Source organism: Kitasatospora sp. NPDC008050, from assembly GCF_042957465.1.
Classification (GTDB): Bacteria; Actinomycetota; Actinomycetes; order Streptomycetales; family Streptomycetaceae; genus Kitasatospora.
Map to the genome: position 1 here is coordinate 398,786 of NZ_JBIBIJ010000004.1, position 25,260 is coordinate 424,045.

The following is a 25,260-nucleotide window of genomic DNA, read 5'->3' on the forward strand; positions in this document are numbered from 1 at the left end:
GCATAGTGGCGACCCACATCATGCACTGCCGACGCCCCGGAGGAGACCCGCTGGGCCCAGCGACCGGATAACAACCAGGAATCAACCACGATCCCCCCACGGACCTACCGCACCTCAGCCCCCCGCACCTCCCGCCCGCCGAAGCCCCTGCACCTGCTCCCCAACCCGCGCGGCAGCCCCGTCACCGCCCAGCAGCGTGACACCGCCAGGTGCCCCGGTCAACGAGGCGTCAACAGTGACGAACCGGGCCGCCGGATCCGCCTTCGCGAGCGCAGGCACGGCCTGCCCGAAGGCGGAGCCGACGGTGACGATCAGATCGCAGCGCTGACTGATCAGCCCAGCGAGATAGGGCTGCGCCTGCTCCGCACTGCCGGCAGGCTGAATCACCTGCTGCACATTCTTCCCACTCCGCGTCCCCGCGCTCTGCATAGCGGCCCAGATCTCGGCCACCTCGCCAGCCTTACCGGCCGTCACGGTGTCCGTGGCCAAGCAAGCCGTGGCCCTCCCGGAGTAGTCGCTGGCCACAACCTTCGCGGGCGCGGACGCGTGCTGGTGAGGCCACAGCACGGCCACCGCAGAAACCGCGGCAGCTGCGACCCCCGCGCAGAGGCCCGCGATCAGATAGTTACGAGGCCGGAGGAGTGGACGGATGGGCATCGACTGAATCCCTTGAACGTGAAGTCGGTGGGCCGGTGGTCAACGAGAACGGTTACCGGAGCGGGCGTTGGCCTTACTGGAACCGCCCTTCGAAGCACGTGCCTTACCTGAACCGCGCCGAGCGCTGGCGCCGTTGGTCCCGCGCCGACTCCCCGTGCCCTCCCGCCGCGAAACACTCACCGGAGCACCGGGCCGCCTGCGACGCCGGAGCAGCACAACCCCAGCACCACCGAGGACGACCGCACCACTCGGTTGCTGGTGCGGCCACCGTGATCGTCGGCCCTGATTCACTTTCTTTCCAGAACTTTCCGCCCTCGTCGGTGCCTGCCACTGAGACGACGTCAGGGAACGAAGCCGGGTACATTGCTGGATTTCCGGTAGTGCCACTGTTCCCGGCCGAGGCAACGATAACTGAGTCCTTCTTCTGCGCGTACAGCACGGCCTGTTTGAGTACGGGATCGGGGCTCGGCGCATGGGCGCTGACCCTACTGACTGACCGTGCCGCAGATGCCCCCTTCTTGGGAATAGCAATCCCAGAGGTGGCCGTCAAGGAAAATCTCATCAAAAAAATCATCAAGCATGACTTAAATTTTCTAAGTATTCGACCGGGACAAATCCGGATACAGCCAGCTCGATCGGCTGCTACCGACCATGTGGACGAGCTTGCAAGACTTGATTGATTGACTGGCCGTCAACTACACCTTCACCTGCCATCCCCAACCGGGGTCGTTTTGCATGCTTGGGGGTCGGCCTGTGCGCCGCCTGTCGTCGCCTCGTGCCTCGTTCTCGGCCACTCGGCCCACACCTCGCTCGCTGGCGCTCGGTCGGCAGCGGAGGAGAGGAGGGCGATGGGCAGTTCTCCTGGTGTGCCTGACGGTTCTGATGAGCCTGTCCACCCAGGGGGCATGGGCGTTTGCGGCTGCTCAGTCGCTCTCAACGGCCGATCTGACGACTCCGCAGCAGCGTTCCGACTCTCCGGCCGCGCGTGCTCACGCAGTCAAGTCGGATGCCACGCAGCACAACCAAGGCCCCGAGGACCCGACTCACAAGCCTGCTCCAGGTGAACTGCCTGCGGAGGCCGCGCCGAGCTTGAAGAAGTCCGGTCAGCAGTCGTCCTCCGAGGCGCGCAGCTCGGTACCGGCGCAGACGGTGGCGGCGCCGGTGAAGGCGAGCCAGGATCTGCAGAACGCGCAGGCGAAGAGGGCCGGACTGGGCTTCCATGCGGAGGGTGCGGCCACCTCCGCGGACCCTTCGACGCAAGTCACCACGGTCCAGGCACCGGCCCCGGCCGGCACCGAGGTGACGGGTGCTCGTACTGCGACGACGTCGACCTATCAGAACGCTGATGGCACGAAGACCGTGCGCATGTATCCGCGACCCGTCCACTACCAGAGGCCGGACGGAACCTGGGCGGATATCGACACGGGTCTGTCCCAGCGCGCTGATGGCCGCTGGACGGAGAAGGCGAACAACCAGTCGATGACGTTTGCGCCGACGGCTGACGCGCCGGCGCTGGTCGACCTTCCCATCGACGCCGGGCATGAGGTGGCCTACAGCCTTCAGGGGGCACTGCCGGTCACGGGCACGGCCAGTGGCGACACGCTGACCTATGCGAATGCGGCGACCTCAGCTGATGTCGAGTACAACGCTCTTGCCGCGGGCGCCAAGGAAACGCTGGTCCTGCACGATGCGTCCGCGCCGTCCGTGTGGACGTTCCCGCTGCAGCTGACGGGGCTGATCGTGGCGCTGGATGCCTCTGGGAACGCGGTCTTCACCGATGCGGCGGGGCAGGTGCGTCTGACGATTCCGCATGCGTTCATGCAGGACTCGGCGATCGACCCGAAGTCCGATCAGGGCGCGATGTCCGACGCGGTGACATACCAGATCACCGCAGTGAACGGGGCACCTGCGCTGCAGATGAGCCTGGATGCCGGCTGGCTTCATGACCCGCACCGGGTCTTTCCGGTCCGGGTCGACCCCACGACCTCGAACATCAACGCGGCGCAGTCGACGTATGTGATGTCGCCGTTCACGGCGAACTACTCGACCGACAGCGTGCTGAAGGTGGGCACCTACGACGGCGGCGCCCACGTCGCGAACGCCTACCTGCTGTTTCCCGGTGTCTCGTCGGTGCTGAGCAACGACTATGTGGAGAGCGCCGGTCTCGCGTTGGACGACGTGTGGTCCTACGACTGCGGGCAGCATGAGGTCGACGTGTCGGCCATCACCGCCTCGTGGAGTCCGACCTCCGTCAACACCTATCCGGGTGTGAACATCGGTGCCCAGATCGGGAAGGGCAACTTCGGTGCCGGCACGAGCTGCACGAGTGGCCCGGCGTGGGAGGAGGTTCATCTCGGTGACAGCCCCACAGCGGCGGGTTCGCAGCTGATCGGTTCCTGGGCGGCCGGTGGCAGCAATTTCGGCCTGGCGGTGACCGCGAGCGGCACGGACACCAACGCCTGGAAGCAGTTCGCCAGTGTCAACTCCAGCTACCCGCCCTACCTCTATGTGACGTATGCGGACTGGGCAGCCAGCTCTACGCTCGCCAACAGCTATACGCAGCCGACGTACAACGCCACAGGCTCGCAGCTGGTGACGATGACGAATCGGGGATCGCAGACGTGGAACCCGTCCAACATGCAGTTGCGGGCCCGAGTCTTCGACTCCACCGGCACTCACGAGCTCTCCGTGAACGCGCCGTCGGTTCCGGTCTCCGGGATCGTCACGACTGGTAATTCCTGGGGGGTCAACGGGATCATCCCCATCCTGCCGCAACTGGGCCAGACCTATGTGCTCTGCTGGGACGCCTACGCCAACGGCATGTCGCTGCATGACTCCTTTGGGATCGGCTACCAGGGCTGTATCAATGTCACCGGACAGAACACACCGCCGCAGCTGGACTATCTGACCCCGTTGTCGGGTTCGGTGATGGGAACGCTGGTGCCGCAGTTGGCTGCGGTGGGGCATGATCCGGACAACTATCCGGGTACGGGCCTGAGCTACGACTTCCAGGTGTATTCGAGTGGCCGGCAGCTGTTGAAGGACTCGGGGTGGTTGTCGGGGCCCTCGGCGCAGGCGTGGGCGGTGCCGGCGGGGGTGTTGGCGTGGAACTCGTCGTACTACTGGCAGGCGGAGGTGGGGGACGGGGTCTCCGGTAGTGCGTGGTCGCCGATGTACGCGTTCTCGACGCAGGTGCAGCAGCCGCCGATCACCTCGCATCTGGGTGGTGCGGCCAGTGACGGGCAGGGGCACTCGTTCGATCCGCAGGTGGGCAATTACACGACGTCGGCCACCGATGCGTCGGTGGCGGCGGTGGGTCCGGCGCTGGCGGTGACGCGTTCGTACAACTCGCTGGATCCGCGGACGGGTTCGCTGTTCGGTGCGGGGTGGACCTCGGCGTGGGACATGCGGGTGCAGCAGGACGCGGACGGCCAGAACGCGGTGGTGCTCACCGATGCCTCGGGGCGGGCCGAGCGGCTCGGGCTGGCGTCGACGGACGGTTCGGGTAACACGAGTTACACGCCGGCGCCTGGTGAGTACGAGACGCTGACGGGCCTGTCGGGTGGGGCGAACGGGTACACGCTGCTGCTGAAGAACGGTATGCAGTACTCGTTCCTGGCACCGGTGAACGGGCTGTCCGCGCTGTCGTCGGTGAAGGACGCGGCGGGGCACGTGCAGAGCCTGCACTACACGAACGGGAAGCTGGACACGGTCACGGACGTGGCCTCGGGCCGCGCGCTGCACTTCGCGTGGACCTCGGACGGGCGCCACGTGGCGAAGGTGACCACCGACCCGGTGAGCGGCAGCGACCAGTCCACCGCACTGACGTGGACGTACTCCTACAACTCGGGCGACGCGGACCTGCTGATCCAGGCCTGCGCGCCGCCGACGGGCGGTAACACCCAAGCGTCGTGCACGGTTTACTCGTACACCGACGGCTCGCATCTGCGTTCGGCGATGCTGGACGCGGGGCCGATGTCGTACTGGCGCCTGGGTGAGTCGTCGGGCCCGGTGGCGTACAGCGAGGTGATCGCGAACCAGTTCAACGACAACGGCTACTACCCCGGCAGCGGCGTCTCCTACGGCCAGCCGGGCAACCCGAACACCTCGCCCGCCACGGCGGCGAGTTTCAACGGCAGCTCGGGATATGTGGCGCTGCCGTGGAGTCAGGGCGACCTGTCCTCCTACATGTCGGTCGCGCTGTGGTTCAGGACGAGCAGTTCCGGGGTGCTGTACAGCTACGAGACGGATACCTTCCCGTCCTCGCCGTCGACCGGCCACAACTACACCCCGGCGCTGTACGTGGGCTCCTCGGGGAACCTGCACGGCGAGTTCTTCCAGGGCGATCCGACCCACCCGATCTCGACGAGCACGCCGGTCAACGACGGGAAGTGGCACTTCGCGGTGCTCACCGCGCAGGGCGCCTCGCAGACCATGTACCTGGACGGTTCCGCGGTGGGCACGCTGTCGGGGCCGATCATCGCCGCGGGGCAGCACGCCCAGTACGCGGGCGGCGGCTACATGGGCGGCCTGTGGCCCGACGAGCCGTTCCAGAACGGCGGGGACAACACCGGCCACGCCTGGTTCCTCAACGGCTCGATATCCGATGTCGCCTTCTACAACCGCACGCTGGGCCAGCCGGCCGTCAACACGCTGTGGCAGGCGGGCAGTTCTCCGTCGTACGAGCTGACCTCGGTGACCCTGCCCAACAACAAGACCCAGGTCGCCGTCACCTACGATGCGGTCAAGGACCGTGCCACGAAGGTCACGGACGCCAACGGCGGCTCCTGGAGTGTGGGTTCGCCGAGTGTGTCGGGTTCCTCGCAGGAGTACCGCGGTCAGGTGCTGGCCTCGCAGCCCTCCGGGTACTGGCGGCTGTCGGACTGGTCGGGCACGCAGGCCGCCAACCAGGTGTACGTGCCGCGTCCGATACCGAACAACGGGACCTACAGCAACGTCGCGCTGGGGGCGGCGGGTCCGATGACCGGCTCGCTGGGCTCGGCGACCTTCGACGGCGCGACGACCTCGGTCCAACTGCCCGCCTCGATGATCCCCACCCAAGGGCCCACCGCGATCGCCCTGTGGTTCAAGACCACCTCCCCGGGCACCATCCTGAGCTACCAGGACGGGGTGATCGACTCCAACACCACCCGCTCCACCTTCTGGAACCCGGCCCTGTACGTCGGCACCGACGGACGCCTGCGCGCACAACTGTGGACCGGTGCGATCGGCAACACCATGACCAGCACACCGCAGGTCACCGACGGCAAGTGGCATTTCGCGGTGCTCTCGGCCGACACCAACAGCCAGCAGACCCTCTACCTGGACGGCCAGGCCACCGCCGGCTCCCTCAACGCGAGCATCGGGATCAACGGCACCCACTACCTCTACCTGGGCGCCGGCAACGCGGACGGCTGGCCCAGCGCGCCGACCACCCCGTTCGGACACTTCAACGGCCAACTCGCCAACGCCGCCCTGTTCCCGCACGGCCTGTCCGCCGGCACCGTCTCCTCCCTGTACGCCCAGGCCAACAGCCAGAGCGCCGCCCAGGGCGCGGGCCTGGCCAAGCCCTCCGCCTACGACGCCGCGATCATCTCCGCCCACCCCACCGGCTACTGGCGCCTGGACGACGCCGGCGGCAACCAGGCCACCGAACTGATCTCCTCCGCCGCCCTGGCCCAGAACCACGGCACGGAGAACAACACCACCGGCGGCCAGCCCGGCCCCTGGGCCTCCGGCACCGCGAGCGCCACCTCCTTCAACGGCACCACCTCCAGCATCCAACTCCCGGCCACCGCCCTGCCGAAGGCCACCAGCGCCGCCACCGCCTCCCTCTGGTTCAAAACCAGCAGCCCGGGCGTGCTCTACGCCTACCAGGACTTCCCCCTCGGCAACACCTCCGGCGGCCAGCCCGGCGCACCCGCACTGTGGAACCCGGCCCTGTACGTGGGCACCGACAACAAACTCCACGGCCTGTTCATGCCGAACGGCTACACCACCACGACCGTCTCCGACACCACCGTCACCGACAACACCTGGCACCTGGCCACCCTCGTTGCCAACGGCACCAACGAACAGCTCTACCTCGACGGCAAACCCACCGGCACACCCGTGAACGGCACCGTCACCTACAACGGCGACGGCTACGCCTACCTCGGCGCCGGCACCATCCAAGGCAGCTGGCCCGCCACCCCCACCGACACCAGCGGCCACTTCAACGGCCAGCTCGCCGACTTCGCCCTCTACCGCTACGCACTGACCGCACCGACGATCGCCGGCCAGTACCAGGCCGCCACCACCGCCAACAACGGCACCGGCCTGGACGCGGCCGGCGCCTACAGGACAGCCGTGGTCGAGGCCAACCCCACCGCCTACTGGCGACTGGACGACCCCTCCGGCTCCACCTACGCCTCCGACGAACTCGGCACCGCACTACCCGACCAGGCCGCCGGCACCTACACCAGCACCACCCTCAACACCTCCGGCCCCACCGCCGACCCCGCCCAGGGCTCGGCCACCTTCAACGGCACCAACTCCCTGCTCCAACTGCCCGCCAACGCCGCCCCCACCAAGAGCCCCGCCACCGTCGACATGTGGTTCAAGACCACCACCTCCGGCGTCCTGTACAGCTACCAGGACGCCCCCATGGGCGCCACCCAGGGCTCCTACAACCCGGCCCTGTACGTCGGCACCGACGGACACATCCACGCCTCCTTCTGGACCGGCTCACCGAACTACTCACTGACCTCGGACCGCACCGTCACCGACGGCACCTGGCACCAGGTCGTCCTCGCCGGCGACGACAGCGGCCAGACCCTCTACCTTGACGGCACCCCGAGCGCCGCCAGCACCACCGGCAACAAGATCTACTACAACGGCACCCCGTACGTGTACATCGGCGCCGGCACCAACACCGGCTGGCCCCAGGCCGGAAACCAGTACTTCAACGGCTCCATCGCCGAAGTCTCCTACTACCCCGCCAAGCTGGCCGCCACCGCCATCGCCGGCCAGTACACGGCCATGCGCAACGGCGCCAACCCCCTCCCCGTCACCACCGTCACCGTCACCGACCCCGGCAACAACAAACTCACCTACACGTACGACACCCGCACCGCCAAACTCACCTCCTACAGCGACGCCAGCGGCAACACCACCAGCTACACCTACGACACCAACGGCTACCTCTACACCGTCACCGACCCCGACGGCCACACCACCACCACCGGCCACGACACCCGCGGCAACACCGTCTCCCGCACCACCTGCCAGAACCCCGCCACCTGCCACACCAGCTACGCCACGTACTACCTCGACACGACGAACCCGCTGAACGTCCTCAACGACACGATGACGTCCTCCAGCGACGCACGCTCCAACGGCCCGGGCGACACCACCTACCGCACCACCTACGTCTACAACACCGCGGGCCAGCTCACCTCCACCACCACCCCCGCCACCCCCGACTTCCCCAAGGGCCGCGTCACCTACACCAGTTACAGCACCGGCCTGGAACCCGCGGTCGGCGGCGGCACCCAACCCGCCGGCCTGGTCGCGGCCACCAGCATCGCGCTGGACGCCGGCACCTACCCGACCACGTCCAACATCCAGCCCAACCAGATCGTCCTGCGCTGGTACGACGCACACGGCAACGCGGCCCAGGTCACCGGCCAGGGCGGCACGGTCACCAACTCCACCTTCGACAACCTCGGCCGCCCATCGACGAAGACCGACACCTGCACCAACTGCGGCCAGGGCCAGAGCGCCACCGCCACAACCACCACCTACACCTGGGACGGCCAGAGCAACCCGCTCACCCAGGCCGACCCCGCCACCACCGACGCCGTCACCGGCACCATCCACACCCCGAAGACCAGCTGGACCTACGACGCCGACGGCGACAAGACCAGCCGGACCACCACCGATGCCACCGGCGGCGACCAACCCCGCACCACCACCTGGGCCTACAACGCCGCCAACGACCACCTCGCCTCGACGACCGACCCGGCCGGGTCGAAGACCAGCTACACCTACGACACCTACGGCAACACCGCCACCAAGACGGACGCCGCCGGCACCACCTACGCCTACACCTACTCACCCCAGCGGTGGCTGCAGCAGAGCGCCATCACCAACTACACCGGCAACCCCAACAACCCCCTCACCGCCCGCACCCAGGTCATCGACTCCCGCGCCTACGACCCCGCCGGCCGCCTGGCCACCGACACCGACGCGATGGGCCGCACCACCCACACCTACTACAACGACGACAACACCGTCGCCGAGATCGACCTCGACGCGTTCCACAACTTCACCACCACCACCCAGCAGTTCGACGGCACCACCCGCAACATCGTCCTGCAGACCAACACCTACGACCCCGCCGGCGAGCTGACCCAGCGCGTCACCGGCGCCGGCAAGACCACCGTCGCCAACACCTACGACCCGGCCGGCCGCCCCACCGGCACCACCCTCGACCCCGGCGGCCTCAACCGCACCACCACCCAGACCTACGACGCCGCCGGCGACATCCTCACCACCAAGCTCACCGACGGCACCACCACCCGCGAAACCGACACCACCTACGACACCCTCGGCAACCCCCTCACCGAGACCGTCCTCAACACCCCCCAGAACTCGGTCACCACCCACACCTACGACCAGCGCGGCCTGGTCCTCACCACGACCAGCCCCAACGGCAACACCCCCGGCGCGACCCCCGCCAACTACACCAGCACCTACTTCCACGACCCCGCCGGCCAACTCACCATCACCGACACCCCACCCACCCCCACCACCACCTTCAACACCACCACCGGCCAGCCCGTCACCCTCCCCGCCGCCACAGCCGAAACCCGCACCGGCTACAACACCTACGGCGAGCCGACCGAGACCAAGGACCCCCTCGGCAACATCACCACCACCACCTATGACGCCGACGGCAACCAGACAGCCGTGGCGGCATCGGCCTACACCGCACCCGGCACCAGCACCACCATCACACCCACCGTCACCAAGCAGTACGACGCACTCGGGCGCCCCACCACGACGACCGTCGACCCCTCCGGCCTGAACCGCGTCACCACCACCAGCTACGACCAGCTCGGCGACCCGGTCAAGATCACCCAGCCGCCGGTCAACGGATCAACCCCCACCGAGACCTTCACCTACGACCTCGACCAGGAGCAGCTCTCCACGGTCGACCCCATCGGCGCCGTCTCCCAGCACACCTACGACGACCTCGGGCGCCTCATCACCAGCACTGACCTCGTCCGGCAGCCTTCCGCCGCCGCCTACACCAGCGCCCTGGGCTACGACGACGCCGGGAATCCGACGCTCATGGTCGATCAGAGGGGCCAGAGCAGCAAGGCCTCCTACGATGCGGCCGGTGAGGTGTCGTCCCGTACGGACGCACTGGGTAACGTCACGCACTATGCGTACGACCTGAGCGGTCAGCTGATCCGGACCACCCGTCCCGACGGGAGCCTCAACACGCTGACTGCCGATCAGGCCGGCCACATCACCGCGACATCCGCTCTCGACCGGGACGGCACTACCCAGTTGGCCACCACCAGTTCGGTCTACGACGCGGACGGCAACACCGTCGCAGCGACCGACGCCAACGGCCATACGACGACCTATGCCTTCGACGCGGCAGATCGAATGGTCCAGCAGAGCCAGCCGCTCGCCGCTGGTACCTTCATCACCACCTCCTTCGGCTACGACGCCGCCGGTAACCAGACCCGATACAGCCACACACGGGCAGCTGGTGGCAGTTCAGCCGACGTGTTCTACACCTTCAACAGCCTCGGGCTGCCGGAGGCGACCATCGACCCGCCCACAGCCGCCTACCCGAACCTTGCGGACCGGACGTACACCGTGGCGTACGACGCCGCCGGTGAACCGGTCAGCAGCGCGCAGCCCGGCGGGGTCACCGACACGCACACCTATGACGCCGACGGTCGGCTCTCCTCGGAAAGCGGCGCGGGAGCGCAGGCGGTGACGGCCACCCGAACGTTCGGGCACGACCTCGACGGCCGCCTCACCTCGGCGACCGCTGGCACCAGCACGAACACCTACACGTATGACGACCGCGGCCTGATCCTGACCCAGGCGGGGAGCGGCGGGATCGCCGGCTTCGGTTACGACGCGACAGGCAACCTGAGTACCCGTACCGACAAGGGCGGCACCGCGACCTTTGGCTACGACGCGGACGAGCGGCTGAGCTCGATGTACGAGCCTTTGACGGGCGTCCAGCAGAGCTACCAATACGACAGCGCCGGAAATCTCGCATCGATCTCCAACGGTGCCGGCGGGGCAGTCCGCTCGCTCGCCTATGACGGGCAGGAACGCCTGACCGGGGATGTCCTGAAGAACCCGAGCGGGGCCGTCGAGGCTTCCATAAGTTACGGATACGACCCGCAGGGCCACATCACGTCGAAGAGCACCACGGGCTTCGCCGGGAGCGGCTCGAACACCTACGGCTATGACTGGGCAGGACGGCTGAACTCCTGGACCAGTAGCGCGGGAACGACCGCTTACGCCTACGACAACGACGGCAACCTCGTACAGTCCGGCCAGACGACCACGACCTATGACGACCGTGACCGCAGGATCAGCTCGGGTAGTACCACCTACACCTACGACGCACGCGGAACCCTGACCGGAACGACGACACCGGGCGGAACGACAAGCAGCACGTACGACGCGTTCGACCAACTGGCTTCCAACGGCAGCGCCGGCTACAACTACGACGCACTTGGGCGACTGACAAACGCAGGCAGCGCCGCGTTCAACTACGACCGGACAACGGATGCTGTCACCGCGGACGGCAACCAGATCTACGAGCGGAGCCCCGAAGGCGCGTTGGTGGCGCTGACCTCCGCCGCCGGCCCAGTGCTCGCCTACAGCGACAAGCACAACGACCTGGTGGGGACGTTCACAGCGTCGGCTGCTGGTCTCAGCGGCTCGACCTGCTTTGACCCGTGGGGCGCTGTTATCGCCACATCGGGAGTCTCCGCCGGTATCGGCTACCAGGGTGGCTGGACGGACCCGACCACGAAGCTCGTCAACACGGCCTCACGCTGGTACGACCCGACCGCCGGGTCGTTCACCAGCAGGGACACGTTGACCCTCACGCCGCGGACAGCAGCGCACGCGAACCGCTACGGATACGCGGACGGCAACCCGCTGGGCGCCACCGATCCGTCAGGGCATGATTCGAACGCCCTCGACGGAATGGAAATGGGTCTGGGCGCAATGGAGTCAGCAGCCGCCGAGTCTGGCAACGATTTTCGGAGCGGCGGAGACAACGAACCGGCACGCGACGCACCGGAGAGCAGTACAGAAGCGGAAGCCCAAGCCGAAGAGAGTGCAGCGGAGGAGCGCGCAGCCGACGACGAGAACGACGAGGCCAGGGTCCAGCAACGCCGGCTCAAGGAGCTCGACGAGGAGCAGACCGAGAGAGACCTCGCCGAAGCCCAGAACGAGCGAATCGAGCGGGAGGAGGGCGCTGAAGAACCGCCGTCCGAAGTAGGAGCCGAGCCGGGGACAGGACCGGCGACGCCGGCAGTGGAACCGGCCGCGGACCCGGCTGCCTCTCCTGCTACCGGTCGCCCCATACGAAGTTCAGGTGCTCGCGGAAGCGCCGGCTCAAGCTGGCGCCCGACTGGAGCTTCCTCGGGCTATCACGGCGCGGCCGATGGAACACGGCCGACTGCAGAAACCGGCCTGGGCGAAGCACCGAGTAACGCCAAGCCCGAAGGAAACGGCTCTCCTGGCCCGAACAACACGATCACCCGCCAGCCCGGTGAGGCACCGCGGCTGGGCACCAGCCCCACGGATCCTGTACAGGTCGCAGCCAAGTCCAACCCAGTCGTGCAGAGTGAGTCGATTGCACCCCAGCAATCCGACGCAGCACCCCCTCAGGTGGAAAACGAGCTGTCAGATGGCCTGAGCTCCGACGGCTCGCAGGAGGGGGGCAAGTGCAGCTTCTCACCGGATACGCCTGTCCTCTTGGAAGACGGCAAGGCCAAGCCGATCGGACAGGTAGAGGTCGGCGACAAGGTCGAGACAGCCGCCCCGGCGACTGGCGAGCACCAGGGCTCAGAGCAGGTGACCGCTACCCACATCAACCACGACAGCGACCTCATCGACCTGACCGTGGCCTCCGCTGACGGCCACCAGAGCACCGTCCATACCACGGCCAACCACCCCTTCTGGGACACCACCAAGCACAGCTGGACTCCGGCCGGCAGCCTGCCGACGGGCGACCGTCTCCAGGCCGTCAACGGGGTGGGCGTGACCGTCGCCGCCGTTACGGAGACGCCTGGCGAGGCCGACCGCTACAACCTCACGGTCGACAAGCTCCACACGTACTATGTGCTGGCAGGCACCACGCCGGTTCTCGTGCACAATACGTGTGGCGAGCCGTACGACGACGTTGCGGCAGGCCTCGGAAATCACATCACAACGGGCCAGGTAGTAGATGCTGCGGGAAGCCCGATCGGCGCACCGGTGATGAGTGGAGAGAATGGATCCTGGAGGGATATTGAGGATTTCCTTGCGGATTCTCCGAACATCTCAAACCCCCGCAGCGGTCCCATCGCTGCAGCCACGCATGTTGAGTCAAAGATTGCATGGGCGATGCGGAGCCACCCTGAGGTGACGAGTGCCGACGTGGTAATCAATAACCCGAAGGGTGTGTGCCCTGCTCCATTTGGATGCACGGTGGCGGTCCCGGCGATCCTGCGGAGCGGTCAGACCATGCGAGTATTCTATCCAGGAGCAACCGAGCCGGTGATCCTTAGAGGGGTTGGTTAGACTTGATTCTCAACGCCATGATCAATCGCAAGTGGCACTACGCCGAGACATGGCCTGAGATGGCACTTCTGATCGATGAGGCCATCGAGAACCTCGAATCGGAGAGTAATTCCCCGTACTACAGCCCGGGGGATGATGCACGTTTCATGTTTTCCGACAGGCGTTACGCCGGTGGTTCTGACGCGCCGAACAACTTTCTCCACGTCGCAGTCAACTCCTCGACTGGCTTTGGGGGCCTAATCTGGTTCGTCAGTGACGATCACCCGGTTAGGGGTGGGGTGTTTGACCATGTCTGGGTATCGGACAATCTAAACCCGCCGAGCTTTGACCCACGAGTTGTATCCGATCCAGGTGAACCAAGGTTTCACGACCAGAGAAGCTGCCTGCCAGCCACTGAGGTGCGCGCAGCTCTTGAAGAATTCTGTCGAGCGGGCACGGGGAACCGTCCAGAGTGCATTCACTGGGTTCGTGGATACATGAATGGATATCGCCTCTCCGAAGGTTAGTAGTAAATAGAAAGTGGCCCCGCCGGATTGTTTCCGGTGGGGCCACTTGGCGTCTTGACGGCAGTAGTTGACGGCACGTCAGTGGCCGGGGCCTGCATCAACCGGCGAGCCGTCGTCGTCGGGCTTGGTAGTTGGCTCCGAGCGGTCGCGGAGGGTGCGGCTGAGGAGGCCGATGGCGTCGCGCTGGAGGCGGGGTCGGACGTGGGCGTAGACGGTGGCGGTGACGCCTATGTGGGCGTGACCCAACAGCTCCTTGATGACGACGAGTTCGACGCCCTGTTCCAGGAGGAGGGTCGCGGTTGAGTGCCTCAGGTCGTGGAATCGGATCGCCCGCAGGCGGGAGCGGCGAAGGAGCGCGTTGAAGTGGCGGGTGAGGGTGGCGGGTTCGATGGGATGGCCATCCGGGCGGGTGAAGACGAGGTCGTTATCCACCCACCTTGCGCCGGCCTGTTGCTTCTCGCGGACCTGCCGGTCACGGTGCGCGCGGAGCGAGGCGACGCAGGCGGCTGGGAGGGCGATGCGGCGTTCCGAGCTGATCGTCTTGGTCGGCAGGGTGGTCAGGCCGCCGGTACGTGTGCGCTGAAGCGTGCGGCGGATGCTGGCGGTCCCGGCGTCGAGATCGAGGTCTTCCCAGCGCAGGCCGAGGAGTTCGCCCTTGCGGAGACCGGTGTGCAGGGCGAGCTCAAACAGGGCCTGGAGGCGGTGGCCCTGCGCGGCGGTGAGGAAGGTGCGGGCTTCGTCGGCGGTGAGGGGTTCGAAGCGGCGGGGTCGGGGCCTGCCGGTGCGGACGTTGCGGGCGACGTTTTCGAGGTATCTCCTCCTCTCGGACGGCGTGCTCCAGCGCTGACTTCAGTACGGAGTGGATGTAGGCGAGCGTCAGCGGGGAGAGCCGCTTGCGGCAGCGCTTCCCGATGGCGCAGCAGCGGGGGCGGCGGCTGGGCTGCACGTCCGGTTTGCGGACGGCGTCGATGCCGCGTGCGCAGCACTGGCAGACGGTGCGGAGCTGGTTGAGCCAGGTGCGGACGTCCTTGGCGGTGAGCTTGGCGAGCTTCTTCTTGCCGAGGCCGGGGATGAGGTACAGGTTGGCGCAGGCGGTGTAGCGGGTGTGGGCGGTCTCGATGAGTTCCTTCCAGGCGAGCCGGGAACGTCCTTGCTCCGCAGCTACATCCCGCCGGAGTTGTACGGTGAGCAAGGAGGCTGACTAGCATGGATGCTTATGTGAATCCGTATCAGGTGTTTATCGATGTGCTAGATCATCGCCATGCGGGTGCGCATCGGTGAGCTCTGACCGGAGATTTGATCGCTGCTTTTGCGGAAGTGAATCACCTCCTTGCGCGCACCAAAGGAAAACTGACAGAGGCGGTGTGGTTGGACTGTGCAGCTGAGCTTGAGAGGTGCATGAGTCTCTATAAAATCGCGTGGCGGCGGTTCGCCACGGAGATTAGCGATGGTGTCTCGGATAATGATGTTGGTGTCAGGCCGTCTCCGTCACTAGGGCCGGAGACGACGCAGGCATTCCAAGCGGCTGTAGATGGGCTTCGGACGGCGCTTGACGTCATAAGGCGAGAATCTCGCCTGGCTGGCTGCGAGAGCTGGGTTCGCTAACCTTTCCGTTCTCATCGAGCTATTCCCGCAAATGCTTGATCGCTCAGTGTGGTAACTGAATTTTTGGCACCCCGGGAGAAGCGGATTCATGGCAACTGATGCGCGCACTGTCGTTATTGTTGATGCATAGTACAGAACGCTCTGACTGACATGGAGAAGGGCCTGGCCGAATGTATCGGCCAGGCCCTTCTCCATTGACGGCAACGTCAGCGGACGGGTTCTGCAGTTGGCGGATCGTCGGGGCTCTCGGGGCCTCGGAGGACGTCGCTGACGGTGTCGATGTCCTGACGCTGGAAGCGGAGCCGGACGTGGGCATACACGAGGCGGTCACGCCGATGTGGGTGTGCCCGAGTAGTTCCTTGATCACCACGAGCTCGACGCCCCGTTCGAGGAGCAGGGTCGCGGCGGTGTGCCTGAGATCGTGAAACCGGATGCGGCGGAGCCTGGCCGTCCGGGCACAGTGCGGTGAAGTGGCGGGTCAGGGCGGACGGGTCGGTGGGTGAGCCGTCCGGGGCAGCGAAGACGTGATTGCTGTCCCCGCAAGCTTCCCCCGCGACCTCCCGCTCCCGGTCCTGCTGTTCACGGTGCTCCTTGAGCGAGTGGATGCATTCGGTGGGGAGGGTGATGCGGCGTTCGAACGCTGACGGTCTTGGCCGGAAGGGCGGTGAGGCCGCCGGTGCGCGTCCGCTGGAGGGTGCGGCGGATGCTTGCGGTCCCGGCGTCGAGGTCGAGGTCTTCCCAGCGCAGGCCGAGGAGTTCGCCCTTGCGCAGCCCAGTGCGCAGCGCGAGCTCGAACAGTGCCTGGATGCGGGGTCTGCTCGTGGCGGCGAGGAACCGGCGGGCCTCCGCAGCGGTGAGAGGTTCCAAGCACCGAGTGTGAGGTGTGCCGGTCTTGATGTTGCGGGCGACGTTGCGCGGGGTCTCCTCCTCGCCCACCGCGTGCCCTAGGGCGGAGTGGATGCAGGGCGGGCGTCAGAGGGTGAGAGAGGCGCTTGCGGCAGCACTTGCCGATGGCTCGGCGGCGCGGCCGATCGCTCGGCTGTGTGGGGGGATTGCGGCCAGCGTCGATGCCGCGTGCGCAGCCAGGCTTCCTTGCGGGCTACCCGAGGCGAGGACGTATCCGGCGGCTTTCCCGGCGGCCGTCCGTGCCGTCCCCGCTGGCACGGCTGCGCAGGGAGGCGGGGCTATCGGGGGGTGCGGTCATCTGACGGCTTACTGGTCGAGTCAGGTGCGGATGGTTCTCGACGGTGACGCCCCGACAGCGAGGCGGTGAGCCCCCGATGGTCGGTTCAGAGGCCGAGGGAGGCGCTGCGCACGGGGATATGCTCCGACGGCACGGCAGGCCAATGTTGAAGTCGGGGGACAGGATGAGTCGACCGCTGCTGTTTCTGGATGTCGATGGGCCGCTGAACCCCTATGCGGCGCAGCCGGAGCGGCGGCCGGAGGGGTATGTGACGGTCCGGGTGCCGCGGGTCGGCGGTGGTGGTGTGGAGTGGGGGAGGAGGGTGCGGCCGCTGCGGGTGTGGCTCAACCCTGTGCATGGGGCGGCGTTGTTGGGGCTGGGGTACGAACTCTGCTGGGCCAGTTCATGGATGGGGGAAGCGAATCGGTGGATCGGGCCGGTGCTCGGGTTGCCGGAGTTGCCGTTCGTCGACTTCGGTGAGGCGCTGTTCCGGGAGCGGCCGGACGGGGTGCACTGGAAGTGTGAGCCGTTGGTGGCGTACGCCAACGGCAGGCCGTTTGCCTGGGTGGACGATGAGCAGGGGGACGCGGATCACGCCTATGTGGCCGCCGAGCACGCCGGCGCGGCGCTGCTTCATCACGTCAACCCGCGGATCGGTCTGCGGGACGCCGACTTCGCCGTGCTCGCCGAGTTCACGATTCCGCCGGTGGTGTAGCCGACCGCTTCGGGGTGGTGCGGCTCCTCAGGGGGTGAAGGTGATGGACGGCGGGCCGTAGGCGGCCAGTGTCAGGGTGCGGTCCAGGCGGGGCTTGCCGGGGCAGGCGCCAAGGGGTCCTGGTCGGCTCGTGGTGCCGCGATCGGTGCCGCGGCGTGGATTCTCATGGAGCGGGCCGGCCGAGGGGCGAGGGGCGGTGCAGCGTGGGGAGCCATCCCGGCAGTGTGGCACTGGCTGCACAAGTCGGCAACGCCGTCCCGTGGTTGACGCGCCCGACCGTTCGTGCACCGGCAGACCGGGCATGTGCCCAGCGTATTGACATGAACGCGCAATGTGGGCTTAACCTGGCTGGCACTACCCGCCGGTAGCGTCAATCTACAACCGGACAGCGGAATCGCGCGAGGGTGCCCTGACCTGTGAGTCGGGGGGCTTCGTGACGTGCTGCACCGGTGAGAGTCGCCCGCACGTGCCTGCACCGCGCCGCAAGACTCACATCCCCGGAGAGCCCATGAGGCCCGCGCCCCCGCGCACTGGACTGCCGACCGACCTCGTCATCGGGGTCACCCCCTTCTGCCAACCGGATGCGGGGCTCGCCGAGGCCGTGTGCCGGGCGGGCGGGCTCGGGGTGCTGGACCTCGGGGCGGGGGACCGCCGGGCACGGGAGGCGCTGGCCGCGCTCAGGGAGCGGATGGGCGGTGGGTTCGGGGTCCGGGTGGCGCCCGGATGTGGGCTCCAGCCGGCGGAGTTGGGTGCGACCGACGGCGCGAGACCGGAGACCGTGGTGCTGGCCGGGGAGGTGCCCGGGTGGGAGATGACGGCGGTCGCGGGCGAGTTCCGGTTGCTGGTCGAGGTGACCGAACTGGAGCAGGCGGTGGCCGCGGTGCGGGCCGGGGCCCGGGGGCTGATCGCGCGCGGGAGCGAGAGCGGCGGCCGGGTCGGTGAGTTGAGCACCTTCGTGCTGCTGCAGCTGCTGCTCGCGGCGCCCGAGGTGGACGTGCCGGTCTGGGCCTGCGGCGGGATCGGGCTGCGGACGGCGGTGGCGGCGGTGGCCGGCGGGGCGGCCGGGGTGGTGCTGGACAGCCAACTCGCGCTGCTGGACGAGTCGGCGGTGTCGCCGGAGGACGCGGCGGCGGTGCGCGGCATGGACGGCTCCGAGACGGTGGTCGTCGACGGGCAGCGGGTGTTGAGCAGAGGCTTGGAGCTGAAGGTCGGTCAGGATGGTTTTCTGGCCACGGCATTCGCCGAACGGTGGGGGACGGCCGGGCGGGCGGTGCGGGCCGTCAAGGAGGCCGTACTGGAGGCGGTGGGCACGGCGGCCGGCACGCCGCTGCTGCGCCCAGGGGCACCGCTGAGTGTGGCGCTCGGCACCGAACTTCCGGTCGCACAGGGGCCGATGACCAGGGTCAGCGACCAGCCGGGCTTCGCGGCGGCGGTCGCCGAGGCGGGCGCGCTGCCGTTCGTGGCACTGGCGCTGGCCGGTGCGGAGCAGAGCAGGGAGCTGCTGGGGCAGACGGCGGCGGCCATCGGCGGACGCCCGTGGGGCGTGGGTGTGTTGGGGTTCGCGTCGGAGGAGGTCAGGGGGGCCCAGCTGGCCGAGGTGCTGGCGGCGCGGCCGACCCATGCGGTGATCGCCGGCGGACGGCCCGCGCAGGCACGCGTGTTGGAGAAGGCGGGTATCCGGACCTTCCTGCATGTGCCCTCGCCGGGGCTGCTGAAGCAGTTCCTGGACGACGGGGCGCGCAGGTTCGTCTTCGAGGGGTCGGAGTGCGGCGGGCATGTCGGCCCCCGGTGCAGTTTCCCGCTCTGGGAGGCCCAACTGGCGGTACTGGAGGACTTCCTGGACCAGGCCGACCGTGGCGACCAACGCGACCAGGGCGAGCACGCCCCGCAGCTGGAGCTGCTGTTCGCGGGCGGCGTGCACGACGAGCGGTCGGCAGCCATGGTGGCGGCGATGGTCGCACCGCTGGCGGCGCGGGGCGTGGCTGCGGGCGTGCTGATGGGGACGGCGTACCTGTGCACCGAGGAGGCGGTGGCGCACGGCGCGGTGCGGGCGCAGTTCCAACGCCAGGTGCTGGCCGCGCGGGCGACGGAGTTGCTGCAGACGGCACCGGGGCACGCCACGCGCTGCCTGCCGAGCCCGTTCACGGCGGAGTTCGGGCAAGCCAGGGAGCGACTGCGGGCCGAGGGCGTGCCGGACCGGGAGGCCTGGGAGCACCTGGAGCGGCTGAACGTCGGCCGCCTGCGCATCGCCAGCAAGGGCGTCGACCGGATGGCGGGCGAGCTGGTCGCGGTGGACGAGCAGGGGCAGTTGGCGCGCGGGATGTTCATGGCGGGGCAGGTCGCCGTGCTCCGCTCGGCTACCACGACGCTGGCCGCGCTGCACGCCGCGGTCACGACCGGCGCGGCCGACTTCCTGACGGGCCGGGCGACGGAACTGACGCACAATCAGGAGCTGCAGGAAGAACCCCCGAAGCCGCTCGACATCGCCGTCATCGGCATGGCCGGCATGTTCCCGCAGGCGCCCGACCTGCCCGCCTTCTGGGCCAACATCGTGGCCGGCGTCGATGCGGTGACCGAGGTGCCGGTCGAGCGCTGGGACCCGGCGCTCTACTACTCGGCGGACGGCGAGCCGGGCCGCACACCGTCCAAGTGGGGTGGCTTCCTGCCGCCGATCCCGTTCGACCCGCTGAGCTACGGCATCCCGCCCGCCGCGCTGGGCAGCATCGAGCCGGTGCAGCTGCTGGCGCTGGAGGCGGCGCGGCGCGCGCTGGTGGACGCGGGGTACGACGCCGTCGGTGAGCGTCAAGGCAGGAGCCAGGGCAAGAGCCAGGGCAGGAGCCAGGGCAGGGGCCATGGCAGGAGCGGCCGGTCCTTCGACCGTTCGCGCACCAGCGTGGTGTTCGGCGCCGAGGCGGGCAGCGACCTGTCGAACGCGGGCGTCCTGGGCGCGGTGCTGCCGGCCTACCTGGGTGAGGTGCCGCCGGCGATCGCCGAGCAACTGCCAGGGCTCACCGAGGACTCCTTCCCCGGCATGCTCTCCAACGTCATCGCGGGGCGGATCGCCAACCGGCTGGACCTGGGCGGCGCCAACTTCACGGTGGACGCGGCCTGCGCCTCCTCGCTGGCGGCCCTGGACGTGGCCTGCAAGGAACTGGTCGCCGGCACGGCGGACTTGGCGCTCTGCGGCGGCGCCGACCTGCACAACGGCATCAACGACTTCTTGCTCTTCGCCTCGGTGCACGCGCTCTCGCCGACCGGCCGGTCCCGGCCGTTCGACGCCTCGGCGGACGGCATCGCACTCGGCGAGGGGGTCGGCTGCCTGGTGCTCAAGCGCCTGGCGGACGCGGAACGGGACGGCGACCGGGTGTACGCGGTGGTCCAGGGCATCGGCAGCGCGAGTGACGGCCGCTCGCTGGGTCTGACCGCGCCCCGGCCCGAGGGTCAGCGGCTGGCGCTGGAGCGCGCGTATCGCGGCGCGGGGGTCGAGCCGGCGCAGGTCGGCCTGGTGGAGGCGCACGGGACCGGGACGGTGGTCGGCGACCGGACGGAACTCGCCGTCCTCGGGGAGGTGTTCACCCAGGACGGGGCGGCGCCCGGGAGTTGTGCGCTGGGGTCGGTGAAGTCGCAGATCGGGCACACCAAGTGCGCGGCGGGACTGGCGGGCCTGATCAAGGTGTCGCTGGCGCTGCACACCGGGATCAAGCCACCCACCCTGCACCTGGAGAAGCCGAACCCGGCCTGGCAGAAGGACAGCAGCCCGTTCGCCTTCCACGCCGAGGCCCGGCCGTGGGCGGCGGCGCCTGCCGAACGGGTGGCCGGGGTCAGCGCGTTCGGTTTCGGCGGTACCAACTTCCACGCGGTACTGCGGGGTTACGACGGGCCGATGCCCGTGCACGGCCTGCAGGAGTGGCCCGCCGAGCTGTTCACCTTCCGCGGCGCGGACCGGGAGCGGGCGCTGCGCGGCGTGGCGGAACTGCTGCGGCTGGTGGAGGCGGACGGCTCGCCCTGGCGGCTGCGGGACCTGGCACTGGCGGCCTCGCGGCGCGCCGAGGCGGGTCACGGGCCGGTGCAGGTCGCGATGGTGGCCTCGGACCTAGCCGAACTCACCGCGCTGCTGCGGCGGGCGGTGAGTGGCGAGCGCGGCTCGGCGGACAGCGAGCGCGCTTCGGCGGGCAGCGGGCACAGCGCGGCGGACGGGCTCCACCTGGCGGAGCGAAGTGCGGCCCCGGAGGGCAGCGACCCGGGCGCGGTCGCCTTCCTCTTCCCCGGGCAGGGCAGCCAGCGGCCGGGGATGTTCGCGGAGCTGTTCGCCGCCTTCCCGAGCGCGCAGCGGCACCTGCGGCTCGGCGGGGCGTACGCGGACGCGCTCTACCCGCCGCTCGCCTTCACCCCCGAGGCGCGGGAGGCGCAGCGCGACGCGGTGACCGACACCCGGGTGGCGCAGCCCGCGCTGGGGATGGCGGGCCTGGTGGCGTACGAGCTGCTGGCGCTGGCGGGCGTGCGGCCGCAGCTGGCCGGCGGGCACAGCTACGGCGAGCTGGTGGCGCTGTGCGCGGCGGGGGCGCTGGCGGCCGAGGACCTGCCGGGCCTCGGGGCCGAGCGGGCGCGGGCCATCCTGGAGGCAGTTGGCGAGGGCGCGGACGCCGGGTCAATGGCGGCGGTGACCGCCGGGGTCGCGGCGGTCGAAGAGGCGCTGACAGCTGCGGGGTTGGCCGGGCAGGTGGTCGCGGCGAACCACAACGGACCCAAACAGACGGTCATTTCGGGCCCGACGCCCGAGGTGACCACCGCAAGCCGGCTGCTTCGCGAGGCCGGTCACGGCGTGACCAGGCTGCCCGTCGCCTGCGCTTTCCACAGCCCGCTGCTGGCGGGCGCGGGCGAGCGCTTCGCGCGGGCGCTGGCCGCGCGTACGGTGCGGGCACCGGAGTTCCCGGTCTTCGCGAACCGGACGGCCGCCGGCTACCCCGCCGACCCGGCCGGGGTCCGGGCCGAACTGGCCGCGCAGATCGGCGCGCCGGTGCGTTTCGCGGAGCAGATCGAGGCCATGTACGCGGCCGGCGCCCGGGTGTTCGTCGAGGTCGGCCCGGGGTCGGTGCTGAGCCGGCTGGTGTCGGCGGTGCTGGGCGACCGGCCGCACCGGGCGGTATCGGTCGAGGGGCGGCGCCGCGGCCTGCCCGGGTTCCTCGACGCGCTGGCCGAACTGGCCGTCGTGGGCGTCCCGGTGCGCACCGACCGGCTGCTGCGCGGGCGTGACGCGGTGGACGCGGGCCGGGCGCGGGCACCGCGCAGGCCCGGCTGGACGGTGGACGGGCAGCTGGTGCGCACCGCTGCCGGAGAACTGCTGCCCGGTGCGCTCGCACCGGCCCGACCCGTACCGGAGGCGCTGATGACGACGCACAGACCAGACCCGAACGGCGACGCGCTGGTCGCGGAGTTCCTGCGCAGCAGCCGGGAGTTGATCGCGGCGCAACGGGACGTGCTGATGACGTACCTCGGTGGCACGGGTGCGCCGCCCACGCTACCCGCGCCGGTGGCGCCCGCAGCGGTGCCTGCCGTGCTGCCGGTCCCGGAGCCCGCGCCGCTCGCATCGCTCACACCGCTCACTTCGGTCGCACCGCTCGCCGTGCAGCCGGTGGTCGCTGAAGTCCAGGAGAACGAACGAGAGTTGGGCGAGGAGGAGCTGTTGCGCGCAGTGGTGGAGGTGATCAGCGAGCGCACCGGCTACCCCGCCGACATGATCGAACCCGAGCTGGACCTCGAAGCCGACCTCAGCATCGACTCGATCAAGCGCACCGAGATCATCGGCCAACTCGCCCGCCGCCTCGGCAGTGCGGACCAGCTCGGCGGTCTCGCCGACGAGCAGGTGGAGGAGCTCTCCCGGGCCCGCACCGCCGCCGCCATCACCGCCTGGCTCACCGACCGGCTCGGCGGGCCCGCGCAGGCGACCGAGCCCGAGATGGAGACCGAGCCCACGCAGGCGACCGAGCCCGAGATGGAGACCGTGCCCGCGCAGGCGCCCGAGCTCATGCAGCAGCCCGAGTTCGCGCCGAACCCCGTGCCCGAGCCGGCGCCACCCCTCGAACCGGAGGAGCCCGTCACGGGAAGCGAGCCCGCGCGCCTGGAGTTCGCGCCCGTGCCGCTCGCCGAAGCCACCGCCACAGCCGCCGCCGAAACCCTGGCGGGCAAGCGCTTCGCCCTGCTCGGGACCGACGGCCACGGCCTCGCCGAGGCGCTGACCGCGCGGCTCGCCGCAGCGGGTGCGCAGGCGCTGGCCCTGGACGCGACGCACGAACTGTCGCCCAGCGACGGCCCGGTGGACGGCGTGCTGCTGCTGGACCCGCTCGCCGAGCACGGCGCACCCGTCCTGCCGGGCTGCGTCCCGGCCCTGCAGGCCGCCCTGGCACGCTCGCCGCGATGGCTGCTCGCCGCCCGCACCGCAACGGGTACCTCCAACGACGACGCGACCACGGCGATCGGCCGGGCGGACGGTCTGCGCGGCCTGTTCCGCACCCTGGCCCGCGAGTACCCGGACACCGCCGTCCGCCTGATCGAGCTGGACCCGCCGCACTCGACGCACCCACCGCACTCGACGGACACCACGCGCCCGCCACACCTGACGGACGCCGCCGACGCCCTGCTCGGCGAGCTGCTGGCCGCCGACCGCGAGCCCGTGGTGCTGCGCGGCCCGGCCGGGCGGCACGGCCTGGCGCTGGCCGAGCGCGGCCTCGGGCTGCTGGGCAGCACAGGGGCGGGGCCGGCCGGTGACGGGGTCGCCGAGGCGGCGGCGCTCGGGCTCGACCGGGACGCCGTGGTGCTGCTGGTCGGCGGGGCCCGCGGGATCACCGCGCGGTTCGCGGCCGCCCTCGCCGCGGCCGGCCGGTGCCGGCTGGAGCTGCTCGGCCGGACCCCGCAGCCGGAGGGCCCCGAGGACCCGCTGACGGCCGCCGCGCCCGACCGGTCCGCGCTGCGTGCGGTGCTCGCCCGGCAGGGCGTGCCGCTGCCCGAGGTCGACGCGACGGCCGCCCGGCTGCTGGCCGGGCGCGAGGTGACGGCGACGCTCGACGAACTGGCGGCGCTCGGCTCGCCGGCCCGCTACCGGACGGTGGACGCGGCCGATCCGGCGGCACTGCGGCAGGCGGTCAAGGAGGTGTACGCCGAGTACGGCCGGCTGGACGGCGTCGTCTACGCGGCGGGCGTGATCGAGGACAAGGTGCTGGCCCAGAAGGACCCGGAGTCCTTCCGGCGGGTCTTCGCCACCAAGGCCGATGGAGCCCGGGCGCTGCTCGACGCCCTGGCCGAGCTGTCGCCGCACACCCCGACCGCCCTGCCGCCGCACACCCCGACCAGCCCGAGCGCCACGACCGGCCGCCACACCCCGACCGGCCCCCACACCCCGACCGGCCCACGCTTCACCGTCCTGTTCGGCAGCATCGCCGCCGCGCTGGGCAACCGGGGCCAGGCCGACTACGCGGCCGCCAACGACGCGCTGGAGGAGCTCGGCGCCCGCTGGGCGGCGCGCACCGGCCGCCGGGCACTGACGGTGCACTGGGGACCGTGGGCTCCGTCCGGCGCCCACGGCGGCATGGTCTCCGCCGAGTTGGCCCGGGACTACGCACGGCGCGGGGTTCGGCTCATCGACCCGACCGCCGGTACGCTCGCGCTGCTGCGTGAACTCGCCTGGGGCGAGCCGTCGGTGCGCTCCGTCGTCTACACCGCCTCGGGCTGGTGACCGCGCCGGTGGCGGAACGAGCGCACGCACGCGAGCCCGTGGCGAT

9 protein-coding genes and 1 pseudogene are annotated in these 25,260 nt (G+C 69.5%); 4 read left to right on the top strand and 6 right to left on the bottom strand.

Features of this window, described 5'->3' with window-relative positions; genetic code table 11:
* Positions 1-114: 114 nt before the first annotated feature.
* From ACFZB9_RS10870 to ACFZB9_RS10880, 3 genes are all read right to left on the bottom strand, one after another.
* A complete protein-coding gene (locus ACFZB9_RS10870; RefSeq protein WP_391445746.1) occupies positions 115-450 on the bottom strand; it encodes a hypothetical protein in 336 nt (111 codons plus the stop codon).
* 310 nt (positions 451-760) lie between these two features.
* The gene (locus ACFZB9_RS10875; RefSeq protein WP_391445748.1) at positions 761-1,231 is read right to left on the bottom strand and encodes a S8 family serine peptidase; all 471 of its coding nucleotides are present in this window, start codon (positions 1,229-1,231) and stop codon (positions 761-763) included.
* A gap of 529 nt (positions 1,232-1,760) precedes the next feature.
* Positions 1,761-1,895, bottom strand: coding sequence for a hypothetical protein (locus ACFZB9_RS10880; RefSeq protein WP_391445750.1), 135 nt, complete (start codon positions 1,893-1,895; stop codon positions 1,761-1,763).
* Positions 1,896-2,136: 241 nt separating this feature from the next.
* On the opposite strand from ACFZB9_RS10880, the gene ACFZB9_RS10885 reads away from it, so the two are divergent.
* Together ACFZB9_RS10885 and ACFZB9_RS10890 are read left to right on the top strand one after the other, a co-directional pair.
* The gene (locus ACFZB9_RS10885; RefSeq protein ID WP_391445751.1) at positions 2,137-13,476 is read left to right on the top strand and encodes a LamG-like jellyroll fold domain-containing protein; all 11,340 of its coding nucleotides are present in this window, start codon (positions 2,137-2,139) and stop codon (positions 13,474-13,476) included.
* 17 nt (positions 13,477-13,493) lie between these two features.
* Positions 13,494-13,982 (top strand): Imm1 family immunity protein, encoded by a 489-nt coding sequence (locus ACFZB9_RS10890; protein WP_391445753.1) that lies wholly within the window; start codon positions 13,494-13,496, stop codon positions 13,980-13,982.
* Between the two features lie 78 nt (positions 13,983-14,060).
* On the opposite strand, the pseudogene ACFZB9_RS10895 reads toward ACFZB9_RS10890, so the two are convergent.
* The 3 genes and pseudogenes from ACFZB9_RS10895 to ACFZB9_RS10905 form a co-directional block, all read right to left on the bottom strand.
* Positions 14,061-15,120, bottom strand: a pseudogene (locus ACFZB9_RS10895) (tyrosine-type recombinase/integrase); the annotation flags it as partial.
* Between the two features lie 510 nt (positions 15,121-15,630).
* Positions 15,631-16,020: a tyrosine-type recombinase/integrase gene (locus ACFZB9_RS10900; protein WP_391445926.1), complete on the bottom strand. Its 390-nt coding sequence runs from the start codon at positions 16,018-16,020 to the stop codon at positions 15,631-15,633.
* A 146-nt stretch (positions 16,021-16,166) separates the two neighbouring features.
* Positions 16,167-16,454, bottom strand: coding sequence for a tyrosine-type recombinase/integrase (locus ACFZB9_RS10905; RefSeq protein WP_391445755.1), 288 nt, complete (start codon positions 16,452-16,454; stop codon positions 16,167-16,169).
* Between the two features lie 500 nt (positions 16,455-16,954).
* Here ACFZB9_RS10905 and ACFZB9_RS10910 point away from each other — a divergent pair, with 500 nt between their 5' ends.
* Both ACFZB9_RS10910 and ACFZB9_RS10915 read left to right on the top strand, forming a co-directional pair.
* A complete protein-coding gene (locus ACFZB9_RS10910) occupies positions 16,955-17,485 on the top strand; it encodes a hypothetical protein (protein ID WP_391445757.1) in 531 nt (176 codons plus the stop codon).
* A 508-nt stretch (positions 17,486-17,993) separates the two neighbouring features.
* Complete coding sequence (locus tag ACFZB9_RS10915; protein WP_391445759.1) at positions 17,994-25,214, top strand: SDR family NAD(P)-dependent oxidoreductase; 7,221 nt, start codon at positions 17,994-17,996, stop codon at positions 25,212-25,214.
* Positions 25,215-25,260 lie beyond the last annotated feature (46 nt).